Source organism: Cupriavidus sp. WGlv3 (genome assembly GCF_023952475.1).
GTDB classification, from domain to species: domain Bacteria; phylum Pseudomonadota; class Gammaproteobacteria; order Burkholderiales; family Burkholderiaceae; genus Cupriavidus; species Cupriavidus phytorum.
Genome location: NZ_JALHRX010000001.1, coordinates 526882 through 541162, shown reverse-complemented (window position 1 = coordinate 541162; position 14281 = coordinate 526882). Strand labels below are relative to the sequence as shown.

General features: G+C 67.7%; 12 protein-coding genes and 1 tRNA gene. 9 read left to right on the top strand and 4 right to left on the bottom strand.

Features of this window, described 5'->3' with window-relative positions:
• The first annotated feature begins 36 nt into the window (after window positions 1–36).
• Window positions 37–2373: a DNA translocase FtsK gene (locus MKD38_RS02565; RefSeq protein ID WP_252674507.1), complete on the top strand. Its 2337-nt coding sequence runs from the start codon at window positions 37–39 to the stop codon at window positions 2371–2373.
• A 49-nt stretch (window positions 2374–2422) separates the two neighbouring features.
• Here MKD38_RS02565 and MKD38_RS02560 read toward each other — a convergent pair whose 3' ends face one another.
• Window positions 2423–2890, bottom strand: coding sequence for a hypothetical protein (locus tag MKD38_RS02560; protein WP_252674506.1), 468 nt, complete (start codon window positions 2888–2890; stop codon window positions 2423–2425).
• 339 nt (window positions 2891–3229) lie between these two features.
• On the opposite strand from MKD38_RS02560, the gene lolA reads away from it, so the two are divergent.
• The gene (gene lolA / locus MKD38_RS02555; protein ID WP_252674505.1) at window positions 3230–3865 is read left to right on the top strand and encodes an outer membrane lipoprotein chaperone LolA; all 636 of its coding nucleotides are present in this window, start codon (window positions 3230–3232) and stop codon (window positions 3863–3865) included.
• An 8-nt stretch (window positions 3866–3873) separates the two neighbouring features.
• Complete coding sequence (locus tag MKD38_RS02550) at window positions 3874–4311, top strand: hypothetical protein (protein WP_252674504.1); 438 nt, start codon at window positions 3874–3876, stop codon at window positions 4309–4311.
• 29 nt (window positions 4312–4340) lie between these two features.
• Here the strand turns inward: MKD38_RS02550 and MKD38_RS02545 are convergent, their stop codons facing one another.
• Complete coding sequence (locus tag MKD38_RS02545; RefSeq protein WP_252674503.1) at window positions 4341–5441, bottom strand: NAD(P)-dependent alcohol dehydrogenase; 1101 nt, start codon at window positions 5439–5441, stop codon at window positions 4341–4343.
• Window positions 5442–5684: 243 nt separating this feature from the next.
• Here MKD38_RS02545 and MKD38_RS02540 point away from each other — a divergent pair, with 243 nt between their 5' ends.
• Both MKD38_RS02540 and MKD38_RS02535 read left to right on the top strand, forming a co-directional pair.
• Window positions 5685–6041, top strand: a complete 357-nt coding sequence (locus MKD38_RS02540; protein ID WP_252674502.1) for a hypothetical protein — start codon at window positions 5685–5687, stop codon at window positions 6039–6041.
• Between the two features lie 183 nt (window positions 6042–6224).
• Window positions 6225–7262 carry a Fe(3+) ABC transporter substrate-binding protein gene (locus tag MKD38_RS02535; protein ID WP_252674501.1) on the top strand — a complete coding sequence of 346 codons (1038 nt, stop codon included), beginning with the start codon at window positions 6225–6227 and terminating at the stop codon, window positions 7260–7262.
• 99 nt (window positions 7263–7361) lie between these two features.
• On the opposite strand, the gene MKD38_RS02530 is transcribed toward MKD38_RS02535, so the two are convergent.
• Together MKD38_RS02530 and MKD38_RS02525 are read right to left on the bottom strand one after the other, a co-directional pair.
• Window positions 7362–8033 (bottom strand): hypothetical protein, encoded by a 672-nt coding sequence (locus tag MKD38_RS02530; RefSeq protein WP_252674500.1) that lies wholly within the window; start codon window positions 8031–8033, stop codon window positions 7362–7364.
• Window positions 8034–8138: 105 nt separating this feature from the next.
• Window positions 8139–9782, bottom strand: a complete 1644-nt coding sequence (locus tag MKD38_RS02525; RefSeq protein ID WP_252674499.1) for an ABC transporter permease — start codon at window positions 9780–9782, stop codon at window positions 8139–8141.
• 153 nt (window positions 9783–9935) lie between these two features.
• Here MKD38_RS02525 and MKD38_RS02520 point away from each other — a divergent pair, with 153 nt between their 5' ends.
• The 4 genes from MKD38_RS02520 (at window position 9936) to MKD38_RS02505 (ending at window position 14123) form a co-directional block, all read left to right on the top strand.
• Window positions 9936–11069, top strand: coding sequence for an ABC transporter ATP-binding protein (locus MKD38_RS02520; RefSeq protein WP_252674498.1), 1134 nt, complete (start codon window positions 9936–9938; stop codon window positions 11067–11069).
• A gap of 87 nt (window positions 11070–11156) precedes the next feature.
• Window positions 11157–12551 carry a replication-associated recombination protein A gene (locus MKD38_RS02515; protein WP_252674497.1) on the top strand — a complete coding sequence of 465 codons (1395 nt, stop codon included), beginning with the start codon at window positions 11157–11159 and terminating at the stop codon, window positions 12549–12551.
• 75 nt (window positions 12552–12626) lie between these two features.
• Entirely contained in the window at window positions 12627–13931 is a 1305-nt protein-coding gene (serS, locus tag MKD38_RS02510) for a serine--tRNA ligase (RefSeq protein WP_252674496.1), read from the top strand.
• A gap of 102 nt (window positions 13932–14033) precedes the next feature.
• Window positions 14034–14123, top strand: a tRNA-Ser gene (locus MKD38_RS02505).
• Window positions 14124–14281: the final 158 nt, after the last annotated feature.

The window sequence follows — 14281 nt, the reverse complement described above, 5'->3', positions numbered from 1 at the left end:
ATCCGGAATCCCCTAACACGCGAGTTTCAACCAGGCATGGCCCGAGCTACCACGACCACCCGCACCGATCCCTCAGCCTTGCCATCCCGCATCGGCAAACTGCTGGGCGAAGTCCGCTGGTTCCTGCTGCTGGCCGTCACGCTGGGTTTCCTGTGCGTGCTGGCCAGCTACAGCAAGACCGATCCCGGCTGGTCGCATGCCAACCAGGTCGCCGATATCCATAACCTGGGCGGCCGCGTCGGCGCCTGGGTGGCGGATGTGCTGTTCTTCATCTTCGGCTTTTCCGCCTACTGGCTGGCGGTGCTGCTGGTGCGCCGCTGCTGGCGCGGCTGGCGCACGCTGACCGCCGAACTGCCGGAGCGCACCGACCACGGCCTGCACCGCCAGGGCGTGACCGTCAGCTGGATCGGCTTCGTGCTGACGCTGTTCTCCAGCATGGGCCTGGAGGCGATCCGCATGTATCCGCTGCGCGCCGCGCTGCCGCGCGCGCCCGGCGGCGTGCTGGGCGACCTGCTCGGCGGCTGGCTGCAGGTGGCGCTGGGCTTTACCGGCGCGACCCTGCTGCTGTTGCTGCTGCTGGCGATCGGGCTTTCGCTGTTCTTCCATTTTTCGTGGCTGAGCGTGGCCGAGCAGATCGGCGGCTTTGTCGAGACCCTGTTCCTGGGCTTCAAGGCCCGCCGCGAGAGCAAGCAGGACCGCATCATCGGCGAGGCCGCCAAGACCGAGCGCAAGGAAACCGTCGAGGGCCAGCGCGTGCGCATCGAAGAGGCGGCGCCGGTGCAGATCGTGCGCCCGCAGGCGGTGCCCAAGCACGAGCGCGTCGAGCGCGAGAAGCAGCAGCCGCTGTTCGCCGATATCCAGGATTCGGACCTGCCCCCGCTGTCGCTGCTGGACCCGATCCCGCCGCACCAGGAAACCGTCAGCGCCGAGACCCTGGAATTCACCTCGCGCCTGATCGAGAAAAAGCTCAAGGACTTCGGCGTCGAGGTCAAGGTGGTGGCGGCCTACCCGGGCCCGGTCATCACCCGGTACGAGATCGAGCCCGCCACCGGGGTCAAGGGCAGCCAGGTGGTGAACCTGGCGCGCGACCTGGCGCGTTCGCTGTCGCTGGTGTCGATCCGCGTGGTCGAGACCATCCCGGGCAAGAACTACATGGGGCTGGAGCTGCCCAACCCCAAGCGCCAGACCGTGCGCCTGTCGGAAATCCTGGGCTCGCAGGTCTACAACGAGAGCGCGTCCAGCCTGACCATGGCGCTGGGCAAGGACATCGCCGGCAAGCCGATGGTGGCCGACCTGGCACGCATGCCGCACTGCATGGTGGCCGGCACCACCGGCTCGGGCAAGTCGGTGGGCATCAACGCGATGATCCTGTCGCTGCTGTACAAGGCCAAGCCCGAAAGCGTGCGCCTGATCCTGATCGACCCGAAGATGCTGGAAATGAGCGTCTACGAGGGCATCCCGCACCTGCTGTGCCCGGTGGTGACCGACATGCGCCAGGCCGGCAACGCGCTGAACTGGGCCGTCGGCGAAATGGAACGCCGCTACAAGCTGATGAGCAAGCTGGGCGTGCGCAACCTGGCCGGCTACAACAAGAAGATCGACGAGGCCGCGGCCCGCGAAGAGAAGATTCCCAACCCGTTCAGCCTGACCCCGGACGCGCCCGAGCCGCTGGACAAGCTGCCCACCATCGTCATCGTCATCGACGAGCTGGCCGACCTGATGATGGTGGTCGGCAAGAAGGTGGAAGAACTGATCGCGCGCATCGCGCAGAAGGCGCGCGCGGCCGGCCTGCACCTGGTGCTGGCCACGCAGCGCCCGTCGGTGGACGTGATCACCGGCCTGATCAAGGCCAACGTGCCGACCCGGATCGCATTCCAGGTCAGCAGCAAGATCGATTCGCGCACCATCCTCGACCAGCAGGGCGCCGAAACCCTGCTGGGCATGGGCGACATGCTCTACCTCGCCCCGGGCACCGGCCTGCCGGTGCGCGTGCACGGCGCCTTTGTCTCGGACGACGAAGTCCACCGGGTGGTGGAAAAGCTCAAGGAATCCGGCGAGGCCAACTACATCGAGGGCATCCTCGAAGGTGGCCTGGCCGATGACGGCGGCGGTGGCGACAGTTTTGGGGGCGGTGCCGGCATCGGTGGCGGCGGCGGCGAAGCCGATCCGCTGTACGACCAGGCGGTCGAGGTGGTGCTGAAGAACCGGCGCGCGTCAATCTCGCTGGTGCAGCGCCACCTGCGCATCGGCTACAACCGTGCCGCGCGGCTGCTTGAGGACATGGAGAAGGCCGGGCTGGTCTCGGCCATGTCGGGCAACGGCAACCGCGACATCCTGGTACAGGGTGGCGGTGCCGCGCGGGATGATGAGTGACTAGCAGAGGCGGGCATCCCGGCTAGCCGTAGATTGCCCAGCCTGTGTGCTAGCGGCGCTTGAGCACCAAATCGAGCTTCGCGTTGATGTTCTCGACCTTCGCGTTGACGTTGTCGACCTTCGCGTTGACGCTCCCTAATTTGGCGTTGACGTTTTCAAACTCCTTTTCGACCCGCACCTCCAGGCGGTCGATGCGTGCATCGACAGCATCGAGGCGACCCGTGAGGCGGCGATCCATCTCCGTTATCCCGGAGGCGAGCGGACCAGTGGCCTTGTCGATCTTGTCCTGGGTGCTCTCATTCAGCCACGACATCACGGAAAAGACGAACGCTACACCGGCCAGAATGCCCGTGACTACCATGGCAGTATTTACTGGCTTGGCAGCGTTCTTTTCCTGCCGGGCTTCGAGTTCAATCCTGACCTGGCGCGTCGCGATCCTCTTCATCTCGTCGCGGTCAAGGCGCCGGGCGTCGTGCCGGAATGGCTGACGCCCGGCCGTAGGTTTGGTGGTGGTCATATTGCCGGCCCAGTGTGTTTGGCCGCCTCCCGGCGAAGCAACAGGCAAGAGGCAGCGTGGCGAGTGCTCTACGTGCATGCTTGGCATTGTCTTCCACGGCAGGTAAGGATGTGTTTCGTCTCGATACGAATTTCGCCTGACTCGCCCCTTTACCGCAAATTGAGAGTTTTCGTGCCCGAACCGGCGCAGTTCGCGCACCATCTGCCGTAATATCCGGTTACCCGCGGCGCGGAATCCTGCACCAGTTGCCTGCTCTAACCAGACGTTGACCATACAGCGGGCTGCCTGAGCAGGCGCCGCACCGTGGCAACGCATTCGATAACAACCAGGATCCAGATCATGCGCAACCGCATCCTCGTGTCGGCCTGCGTCGCGCTGGCGATGTTCGCCATGCAGGCGCCGGCCCATGCCGCCGCCACCGACCAGCTGCAGAGCTTCGTCACCGGCGTGAAGAGCGCGCGCGGCGAATTCACGCAGCGCCAGGTCAAGGGGCAGGGCGCCAACGTCAAGGTGACCGGCACGTCCAGCGGCACTTTCGTGTTCTCGCGTCCGGGCAAGTTCACCTGGCGCTATACCAAGCCCTACGAGCAACTGCTGCAGGCCGACGGCCAGACCCTGTACATCTATGACAAGGACCTGAACCAGGTCACCGAGCGCAAGCTTGACGGCGCGCTGGGCTCCAGCCCGGCGGCGATCCTGTTCGGCAGCAACGACCTCGATAAGAACTTCGTGGTCAGGAACGGGCCGACGCGCGATGGCGTGGAATGGCTGGAGCTGACGCCCAAGGCCAAGGACACGCAGTTCGAGCGCATCGGCATCGGCTTCAAGGCCGGCAATCTCGAGGCGATGGAGCTGCGCGACGCGTTCGGCAACACCACGCTGCTAACCTTCACCGGCATGCAGAAGAACCCGCCGCTGGCGGCCGATGCGTTCCGCTTCACGGTGCCCAAGGGCGCCGACGTGATGAAGCAATGAGGGCCGCCATGATCGATGCGCACGAAGGGTCGGCAGGATCGGGCAGCACGTATCGTCGCGGTGGCGCGGCGTTGCTCGCCAGCGCTGGTGTGCTCGCGCTGGCGGCGTGCGCCAGCAGCGGCGGTGGCGCCAGCAAGTTCGATGTCGATGCCTTCCTGCGCGCGCCGGACTCGGCGTTGCCCGAAGTGGTTGGCAATCCGGCCTTCCTCGCGGCCACCCGTGTGCCCGCCAACGAATGCGCGGTGATGCTGCAATCGGCCAGCACCGGCGTGCTGGAAGACCTGCCGCCCAGCAGCAACGCGCGCGGCCCGGCCTGGCTGCTGCACCCGAAGGACCAGCCAGGCCAGGTATGGCTGGTGGTCAGTGAGGCCGGCGGCGAGCGCACCTGCCACGGCCCGTTGCCGGCCGATGCGATGAAGACCCTGGCCAAGCGCGCCAGGGGCTGAGTCGGCGGCGAGCCGGCGCCTGCTGCGGCTCAGTGCGGCTTGATGGCGATCTTCAGCACGCCGTCGCGCTGGTTGGTGAACAGGTCGTACGCCGCGACGATATGCTCCAGCGGATAGTGGTGGGTCACCAGCAGGCCCAGGTCGACGCGGCCCGACTCGATCACGTTGACCAGCCGGCGCATGCGTTCCTTGCCGCCGGGGCACAGCGCCGTGTTGATCTGGTGGTCGCCCAGCCCGGCGGCAAACGCCGACAGCGGGATGGTCAGGTCGCTGGAGTACACGCCCAGGCTGGACAGCGTGCCGCCGGGCTTGAGCACGCGCAAGGCCTGCTCGAAGGTCGCCTGGGTGCCGAGCGCCTCGATCGAGGCATCGACGCCGCGGCCGCCGGTCAGTTTCATGATTTCGTCCACCACGTCGCAGTTGCGGAAATCGAGCGCCACGTCCGCGCCCATCTTGCGCGCGATCTCGAGCCGGTGGTCGTTGCCGTCGATGGCGATGATGGTGGTGGCACCGCAGAGCCGCGCCCCGGCGGTCGCGCACAGGCCGATCGGGCCCTGGGCGAACACCGCGACGGTGTCGCCGATGCGGATGTTGGCGTTCTCTGCGCCCTTGAAGCCGGTCGACATGATGTCGGGGCACATCAGCACCTGCTCGTCGGTGAGCCCGTCGGGGATCGGCGCGAGGTTGGCCTGCGCATCGGGCACCAGCACATATTCCGCCTGCGTGCCGTCGATCAGGTTGCCGAAGCGCCAGCCCGCGGTGGCCTTGTAGCCATGGCAGCCGCACAGCCCCTGCGGCACCAGGTAGCTGCCGTCCTGCGAGGCCACGCCATCCTGCGCGGCGTAGGAATTGAAGTTGGGGCAGATCGCGCCGGCAATGACGCGCTGGCCTTCGCGGTAGCCGGCCACCGCGCTGCCCAGCTTCTCGATCACGCCGACCGGCTCGTGGCCCACCGTCAGGCCCCGGGCGACCGGATATTCGCCCTTGAGGATATGCACGTCGGTGCCACAGATCGTGGTGGTGGTGATGCGGACCAGCGCATCGTTGGGGCCGACGTCGGGGATGGGCTTGTCGGCCAGTTCGATCCGGCCGGGCTCGACAAAGATGGCGGCTTTCATCATTGCAGTCATGCGTTTCTCCCAGTAGGTACGGGTGGGGCGAGTCGGCCCGGCCGTCGCCGGGCCTGCCTGATCCTTGATAGCACGCATGGCTGTTAGGCTGGTCTATCCAGGTCAAGCGCGGACCAGGCAGCAGAAACGCGGTTCCTGCGGCAACTCGGCAAAAGTTTCAGATCTGGGTGAAAAGAAACTGAACCCGATGTGGCGCCATGTGTCCCAGAATCCTCTGACTCGCCAACCCTGACAGGAGCCCCCATGATTACGATGCTTGCCATGATGCGTAGCCGGACCCATCAACTGCTGTGGCTGGCCGCGGGCGGCGCTTTGCTGGCCGGCTGTGCGGCCGCCCCGGCGGAGCCAGGGGCGGCGCCGGCACCGGCGCCGGGCCCGCAAGGTTCGCTCGGCACGCCGGCCGGCTGTGCGGCGGACAAGCTGGCCGACGATGCGCTGGTCGGCAAGCCCGAGGCCGAAGTCATCGGCCTGCTGCAAGGCTGCACATGGCGCCTGGGCGAACGCGACGGCCAGCAGTTTCCCGGCACCATGGACTACAACCCGCAGCGGCGCACGCTCGGCATCAAGGCCGGCAAGGTGGTGTGGGTGCGGCGCGGCTGAGGCCGCGTTCATGCCGGTGTTGACGGGTCATCTTGACGCGGCGCAAGCGCCGCCCCAACATGACAGAAATGTAATTTGACCACCTGAACAAGAATCAATATTGTTTTCCGCTGACCGGAATCCAAACACCGGGCGGCCTGGGGTGTCCGGCGGCTGCCCAAACCATGCTGGGGAGCCAACCGCGTGAAAACCACCATCCGAACCTTGTTGCCGCGCGCCGCGGCACTGGCCCTGCTGACGCTGCCGCTTGCCGCGGCGGCGCAGGAAAAGGTCCTCAATCTCTACACCGCGCGGCACTACCAGACCGACGAGGCGCTGTACGCCAACTTCACCAAGCAGACCGGCATCAAGATCAACCGCATCGAAGGCCAGGAAGATCCGCTGCTGGAGCGCATCCGCAACGAAGGCGCCAACAGCCCGGCGGACGTGTTCATTACGGTGGATATCGGGCGCCTGTGGCGCGCCCAGCAGGCCGGCGTGTTCGCGCCGGTGAAGTCGAAGGTGCTGGACTCGCGCATCCCGGCCAACTACCGCGATCCGAATGGCGAGTGGTTCGGCTTCTCGGCACGCGGCCGCGTGATCGCCTACAACAAGGCCGCGGTCAAGGCCGGCGACATTGCCAGCTATGAAGACCTGGCCGATCCCAAGTGGAAGGGCAAGCTCTGCACGCGTTCCAGCGGCCATGTCTACAACCTGTCGCTGATTTCCAGCCTGATCGCCCACGACGGCGAGGCCCGCACCGAGCAATGGGCGCGCGGCGTGGCCGCCAACCTGGCACGCGTGCCCAAGGGCGGCGATACCGACCAGCTCAAGGCGGTTGCCGCCGGCGAGTGCGACGTGGCCATCGCCAATACCTATTACATCGCGCGCCTGCTGAAGTCGACCAAGCCCGAAGACAAGGCCGTGGCCGACAAGCTGGGCGTGGTGTGGCCCAACCAGTCGAGCCAGGGCGTGCACATGAACGTGTCCGGCGGCGGCATGCTCAAGCACGCGCCGAACAAGGAAGCGGCGGTCAAGTTCCTGGAATACCTGGCCAGCGACGAGGCGCAGCGCTACTTTGCCGACGGCAACAACGAATGGCCGGTGGTGAAGGGCGTGAAGGTCAGCAACCCCGTGCTCGAGGCGCTGGGCGAGTTCAAGTCCGACACCATCAACGTGGCCGAGCTGGGCAAGTACCAGCCCCAGGCGCAGAAGCTGGTGGATCGGGCGGGGTTCAAGTAAAGCCGAAGGATTGCTTGACTCTGGTTTTCTCACCTCTCCCGCGCGCGGGAGAGGGGGCAAACAAGCGGTTGCCAAGTTGTCGGCAGCCAGACCTTGCTGTCACAGCAAGAACCGCTTGTTCCCCGTCACCTGCGTCGGTTCGACCTTGCGGAACGTCAGCTTGACGCTGCTGTTGAGCCGCCGCCCAGCCTGCCGTCGCACCAGCGCCCGGTGCAGCAGTCCCTTGTGGCCGACCGTGCCTTCGGCATAGGGCTGGTCCGAGGTCGAGCCCAGCGCCATCGCCGCCAGCGCCTGGTTGCGCTCTGCGGCGCTCTTCTCCAGCAGCTTGTCAAGCGCCATGCGCGCCCGCACCTGTGCCGCCAGCGCGGTATCGCCCGGGTTGGCGCGGGCGCGCTCGGCATCCCATGGCAGTTGCACCTTGCCGGCCAGCCGGCGCAGCGCGGCGCGCAGTTCGGCGCCGTCTATGCGGGTTTCCTGCACGATCCACACGGCATCGTGGCGCACCGCCGCCTCGGCATCGGCCATGCGGCGCACCAGCGCGGGCTGCAGCGCGGAGGCGGAGAATTGCCGCGCGCGGCGGACCGCATTGAGGGCGATGCGGCGTACCTGCGGGTTGGCGTGGTCGAACAGGTCGTTGATCACGCGCGCGGCGGTGTCGGCCGAGCCGATCATCTCGGCCAGCTGTCCGGCCAGCGAGACTTCTTCCACGCCGCTCAGCCTGGTGCGGCTGAGCCGGTTCAACTTGAACAGCAGGATGTGATATCGCAGCATAGGCTCTTGCACGGCGGGCATGCCGCGGGTCGCGCCCGGGCGGATGCCGGGCCATAAGAGGCTATCGGCGCGAGGCGCGCGCGACTTTAGCGCAACCGTTGCGATTCAGCGCTGGGCCTGGCGGCGGATCGTGCGCGACAGCACGATCACCGGCAGCAGCCCGACCGCCACGATAACCAGCGAGGCGGTGGCGGCCTCGGTCAGCCGCTCGTCGGCGGCCAGGTTGTAGGCCTGCACCGCCAGCGTGTCGAAATTGAACGGCCGCATCACGAAGGTGGCCGGCAATTCCTTCATCACGTCGACAAAGACGATCAGCGCGGCGGTCAGCAGGCTGCCGCGCAGCATCGGCAAATGCACGCGCCGCAGCGTGGCGCCTGGGCCGTGGCCCAGGCTGCGCGCGGCGGCGTCCATGCTGGGCGTGATCTTGCCCAGCCCGGCGTTGACGGTCTGCAGCGCCACGCCCAGGAAGCGCACCAGCAGCGCATAGACCAGCGCGGCGATGCCGCCGGTCAGCAGCAGCCCCACCGAGACCCCGAACTGCTGCTGCAGCCAGGCCGACAGCGCATTGTCCAGCCGCGCCACCGGCACCAGCACTCCCACCGCGATGACCGAGCCCGGCAGCGCATAGCCCATGCCGCAGACCCGGGTCAGCCCGCGCATCAGCCAGCTGCGCTTGCCGTTGACGGCGCGCGCGGCATAGCCCACCGCCAGCGCGACCGCCACCGCCGCCAGCGCGGTGGCGCTGGCGAGCAGGAAGCTGTTGCGCACCAGGCCGACAAAGCGCGGGCCGAACTGCGCGTCGCCATCAGTAAAGGCCATGCGGCACAGCATCAGCGCGGGCACCACGAAACCCAGTAGCACCGGCACCAGGCACGCCGCCAGAGCCAGCCAGCCTTGTGCGCCGTCCAGCGTCCAGGCCGCGGCGCGGCGCTGATTGCCGAACACCTGCGCGCGGCCGCGGCTGGCGCGCTCCATCAGCAGGATCGCGGCGACGAACAGCAGCATGCAGGCCGACAGCTGCGCCGCGGCGTTCTTGTCGCCCAGCGAGAACCAGGCGCGGTAGATGCCGGTGGAGAACGTCGGGATGGCGAAATAGGCCACGGTGCCGAAGTCAGCCAGCGTTTCCATCATCGCCAGCGCGGTGCCGGCGACGATGCCCGGGCGTGCCAGCGGCAGCACCACGCGCCAGAGCCGGCTCCAGGTGCCGTGGCCAAGCAGGCGCGCGGCCTCGAGCGTGTTCTGCGTCTGCTGCAGGAAGGCGGCGCGCGCGGTCAGGTAGACGTACGGGTACAGCACCAGAGAGAACAGCGCGATCGCGCCGCCGAGCGAGCGGATCTCGGGAAACCAGTATTCGCGCGCGCGCCAGCCGGTCAGCTCGCGCAGCCAGCCCTGCACCGGGCCGGCGAACTGCAGCGCGTCGGTGTAGGCGTAGGCGATCACATAGGCCGGCATCGCCATCGGCAGCACCAGCGCCCATTCCATCACGCCGTGGCCGGGGAAACGGCAGGTCGAGACCAGCCAGGCGGTGGTCACGCCCAGCAGCAGCACGCCTGCGGCGACGCCGCACAGCAGCCAGACGGTATTGAGCACGTACTCGGCCAGCACCGTGTCGATCAGGTGGCGCCAGGTGTCGCCGGCGGGCAGCAGCACGGCCGAGGCGATCACCAGCACCGGCACGGCGATCAGCAGCGCCATCGCCACGGTGGCCAGGGTCAGGGGATGGAAGCGGCGGCGGCTGGACAGGAGCATGCGCGGGAACAGTGAGCAAAGTGCCGCCCGCCGAACCTTGGCCTGGTGGCGCGGCGTGCGGGCTGACGCATTCTAGCAATGCCGGCGCCGTCGGCGCGCCGCGGGAGGTCATGCGCGGGCCGCACGTCCCCTGCACCTCCCTATAATGCGCACATGCGAACCGATTCCTATTCACGACTGCCCGGCGCCCAGGCGCGCAGCCGTCCGGCCACCCGTGCCGATGCCCTGGATGCCGCCGTTCCCGCCCCGGCAGTGATCGAGGTGGATCGTATCCGTCACGCCTTCGGCCGCCATGCGGTGGTCAAGGGCCTGTCGTTCTCGGTCGCGCGTGGCCATATCGCCTGCCTGCTGGGCCCCAGCGGCTGCGGCAAGACCACGGTGCTGCGGGCGATTGCCGGCTTCGAGCCGCTGCAGGACGGGCGCATCGTGCTGGACGGGCAGACCGTGTCCTCGTCGGGTGCGCTGCTGGCGCCGGAGCAGCGCCGCATCGGCATGGTGTTCCAGGACTACGCGCTGTTTCCGCACCTGGACGTGGCGGCCAACGTCGGCTTCGGCCTGAACCGTGCCAGCCGGGCCGAGCGCGCGGCGCGGGTGGACGAGGTGTTGCAGCTGGTGGGCCTCGACGGCGCCGGAAGCCAGTATCCGCACGAGCTGTCGGGTGGCCAGCAGCAGCGCGTCGCGCTCGCGCGCGCGCTGGCGCCGCGCCCGGAATTGCTGCTGCTCGACGAGCCGTTCTCCAACCTCGACGTCGACCTGCGCGAACGCCTGAGCCTGGAAGTGCGCGCGATCCTGAAGGCGCAGGGCACCACCGCCATCCTGGTCACGCACGACCAGCACGAGGCCTTCGCCATGGCCGACGAGATCGGCGTGATGCACGACGGCGTGATCGAGCAATGGGGCAGCGCGCACGACCTGTACCACCGCCCGGCCTCGCGCTTCGTCGCCGGCTTTATCGGCCAGGGCGTGCTGATGGCTGGGCGGATGCGCGATGCCGCGCAGATCGAACTGGAACTGGGCCTGCTGCGCCCGGCCGTGCCGCTGGACCTGCCGGCCGGCGCGGCGGTCGACGTGCTGGTGCGCCCCGACGACATCATCCACGACGACGCCAGCCCGATGCGCGCCGAGGTCGTGCACAAGGCCTTCCGCGGCGCCGAGATCCTGTACACGCTGCGCCTGGCCAGCGGCGGCCGCGTGCTGGCGCTGGTGCCCTCGCACCACAACCACGCCGTGGGCGAACGCATCGGCATCCGCGTCGAGATCGAGGACGTGGTGGCGTTTGCCGCCTGAGCGCGCGCGCAAGCGCACAAGCGCGCCGGCGCCGATGGTCTACACTGTGGCGTTCTGCATCTTGCGCACTGACAGGGCCTGACTACCGTGGCGGACACGCTGTTTTCCGATTCTCCCGACCGTTCCCGGCAACCGCTGGCGGAGCGCCTGCGCCCGCGCACCATCGACGAGGTGATCGGCCAGCAGCACCTGCTTGGCGCGGGCAAGCCGCTGCGCGTGGCGTTCGAGTCGGGCGAGCCGCATTCGATGATCCTGTGGGGCCCGCCCGGGGTGGGCAAGACCACGCTGGCGCGGCTGATGGCGGATGCGTTCGACGCCGAATTCATCGCGCTGTCGGCGGTGCTGTCGGGGGTCAAGGACATCCGCGAGGCGGTCGAGCGCGCCGAGCAGTTCCGCGCCCATGGCCGGCGCACGCTGGTGTTCGTCGACGAGGTGCACCGCTTCAACAAGAGCCAGCAGGACGCGTTCCTGCCGCATGTGGAAAGCGGCCTGTTCACGTTTATCGGCGCCACCACCGAGAACCCGTCGTTCGAGGTCAATGGCGCCTTGCTGTCGCGCGCGGCGGTCTACGTGCTCAAGAGCCTGGACGATGCCGAACTGACCCAGCTGGCGCTGCGCGCCTCCGAGGAGCTGGGCGGCATCAGCTGGCAGGATGAAGCGCTGCAGCTGATCGTCGCCTCGGCCGATGGCGACGGGCGCAAGCTGCTGAACAACATCGAGATCGTCGCGCGTGCCGCGCGCAATGCCGGCGCCGCGCAGATCGATACCGCGCTGCTGGGCAGTGCGCTATCGGAGAACCTGCGCCGCTTCGACAAGGGTGGCGATGCCTTCTACGACCAGATCAGCGCGCTGCACAAGTCGGTGCGCGGCTCGGACCCGGACGCCGCGCTGTACTGGTTCTGCCGCATGATCGACGGCGGCGCCGACCCGCGCTACCTGGCGCGCCGCATCGTGCGCATGGCGTGGGAGGACATCGGCCTGGCCGATCCGCGCGCCGCGCGCATCACGCTGGACGCGGCCGAGACCTATGAACGGCTGGGCTCGCCCGAGGGCGAGCTGGCGCTGGGCCAGGCCCTGATCTATCTGGCCGTGGCACCCAAGTCCAACGCCGGCTACAACGCCTACAACGCCGCGCGCGCCTTCGTCGCCAAGGACAAGTCGCGCGCGGTCCCGGTGCACCTGCGCAACGCGCCGACCCGGCTGATGAAGGAGCTGGGTTACGGCCACGCCTACCGCTACGCGCACGACGAGCCCGAGGCCTATGCCGCCGGCGAGCATTACTTCCCGGACGACCTCAAGGCGCAGGGCTGGTACCAGCCGGTGCCGCGCGGGCTGGAAGGCAAGATCGCCGAGAAGCTGCGCCACCTGCGCGAACTGGACCAGGCCTGGCATCGCGAACAGCGCGCCGCGAAGGCGAAGGATGGCGCGAAGGACAGCGCGAAGGACGGCGCGAAGGGCGGCAAGTCGGGCGAACCGGTTTGACGGCTTGCTAACGGCTGTGCAGTAAAATGGCGGGTCCGCCGGCATGTCGCTGGCCCTGCACTCCACCTTAGCAACATGCTCGACATCCAGCTGTTCCGCAAAGACATCGACGCCGTGGCGCAACGCCTTGCCACGCGCGGCTTCCAACTCGACGTGGCGGCGTTCCAGGCACTCGAGGCCGAACGCAAGCAACTGCAGACCCAGACCGAGGAACTGCAGGCGCGCCGCAACAGCCTGTCCAAGCAGATCGGCATGCTCAAGGGCAAGGGCGAGGATGCCTCGGCCGTGATGGCGGAAGTGGGCGGCATCGGCGACACGCTCAAGGCCTCGGCTGCGCGGCTGGACGAGATCCAGGCGCACCTGGGCGAGCTGATGCTGTCGATCCCGAACCTGCCGCACGACAGCGTGCCGGTGGGCAACGACGAGACCCAGAACGTCGAGGTGCGCCGCGTCGGCGAGCCGCGCCAGTTCGACTTTGCCGTGTGCGACCACGTCGACGTGGGCGAGAAGCTGGGGCTGGATTTCGACACCGCGGTCAAGGTCACCGGTTCGCGCTTTTCGATGCTGCGCGGCGGCATGGCGCGCCTGCACCGCGCGCTGGTGCAGCTGATGCTCGACACCCATACGCAGGAACACGGCTACACCGAGATGTACGTGCCATACATCGTCAATGCCGCCTCCATGCGCGGCACCGGCCAGCTGCCCAAGTTCGAGGAAGACCTGTTCAAGGTGCCCCGCAAGGTCGGCAGCGAGGAAGGTGAGCGCATCGAGAACTTCTACCTGATCCCCACCGCCGAGGTGCCGCTGACCAACATCGTGCGCGACGCCATCATTGCCGGCGAGAAGCTGCCGCTGCGCTTCGTCGCGCATACGCCGTGCTTCCGCTCCGAAGCCGGTTCGTATGGCAAGGACACCCGCGGCATGATCCGCCAGCACCAGTTCGACAAGGTCGAGCTGGTCCAGGTGGTGCCCGCCGACCAGTCCTTCGACGCGCTCGAGCAGCTGACCGGCCACGCCGAGGCGATCCTGAAGAAGCTGGAGCTGCCGTTCCGCACCATCGTGCTGTGCACCGGCGACATGGGCTTCGGCAGCACCAAGACCTACGACCTGGAAGTGTGGATTCCCGCGCAGAACACCTACCGCGAGATCAGCTCGTGCTCCAACATGGGCGATTTCCAGGCGCGCCGGATGCAGGCGCGCATGCGCACGGGGCAGGGCAAGCCGGAACTGGTGCACACGCTGAACGGCTCGGGCCTGGCCGTTGGCCGCACGCTGGTGGCGATCCTGGAAAACTACCAGAACGCCGACGGCTCGGTCACGGTGCCGGCCGCACTGCAGCCGTATATGGGCGGCACCACCCGCCTGGAGCCGGAACTATAAGGCGCCGCAATAACGCGCCGCAAAAAATCTGCTGCCAGCCTCTTGCATCGGCTGGCAGAGCGTGGCTATAATCTCGGTTTCGCCACACGGCAACAAGTTACCGGAGAGGTGGCAGAGTGGTCGAATGTACCTGACTCGAAATCAGGCGTACCGGCGACGGTACCGTGGGTTCGAATCCCACCCTCTCCGCCATACAAGAAGCTGACCGGCTCGACCACCGGCAGGCAACAACAGCGTAGTAAAACTCAGGCCGACGCCCACGAAAGTGCGCGTCGGTTTTGTTTTTTCCACGGCCGGTTTTGTGGTGCGGCCACGCGTGGCGCCTGGGTGCCGCCGGACGCGCGGGCCGG

Excerpts from the sequence above, each read along its gene's own strand:
- MKD38_RS02520 (WP_252674498.1), top strand. The coding sequence starts at position 9,936 with ATGCGAACCGATTCCTATTCACGACTGCCCGGCGCCCAGGCGCGCAGC.
- MKD38_RS02565 (WP_252674507.1), top strand. The coding sequence starts at position 37 with ATGGCCCGAGCTACCACGACCACCCGCACCGATCCCTCAGCCTTGCCA.
- lolA (WP_252674505.1), top strand. The coding sequence starts at position 3,230 with ATGCGCAACCGCATCCTCGTGTCGGCCTGCGTCGCGCTGGCGATGTTC.
- MKD38_RS02530 (WP_252674500.1), bottom strand. The coding sequence starts at position 8,033 with ATGCTGCGATATCACATCCTGCTGTTCAAGTTGAACCGGCTCAGCCGC.
- serS (WP_252674496.1), top strand. The coding sequence starts at position 12,627 with ATGCTCGACATCCAGCTGTTCCGCAAAGACATCGACGCCGTGGCGCAA.
- MKD38_RS02540 (WP_252674502.1), top strand. The coding sequence starts at position 5,685 with ATGATTACGATGCTTGCCATGATGCGTAGCCGGACCCATCAACTGCTG.
- MKD38_RS02545 (WP_252674503.1), bottom strand. The coding sequence starts at position 5,441 with ATGACTGCAATGATGAAAGCCGCCATCTTTGTCGAGCCCGGCCGGATC.
- MKD38_RS02550 (WP_252674504.1), top strand. The coding sequence starts at position 3,874 with ATGATCGATGCGCACGAAGGGTCGGCAGGATCGGGCAGCACGTATCGT.
- MKD38_RS02525 (WP_252674499.1), bottom strand. The coding sequence starts at position 9,782 with ATGCTCCTGTCCAGCCGCCGCCGCTTCCATCCCCTGACCCTGGCCACC.
- MKD38_RS02560 (WP_252674506.1), bottom strand. The coding sequence starts at position 2,890 with ATGACCACCACCAAACCTACGGCCGGGCGTCAGCCATTCCGGCACGAC.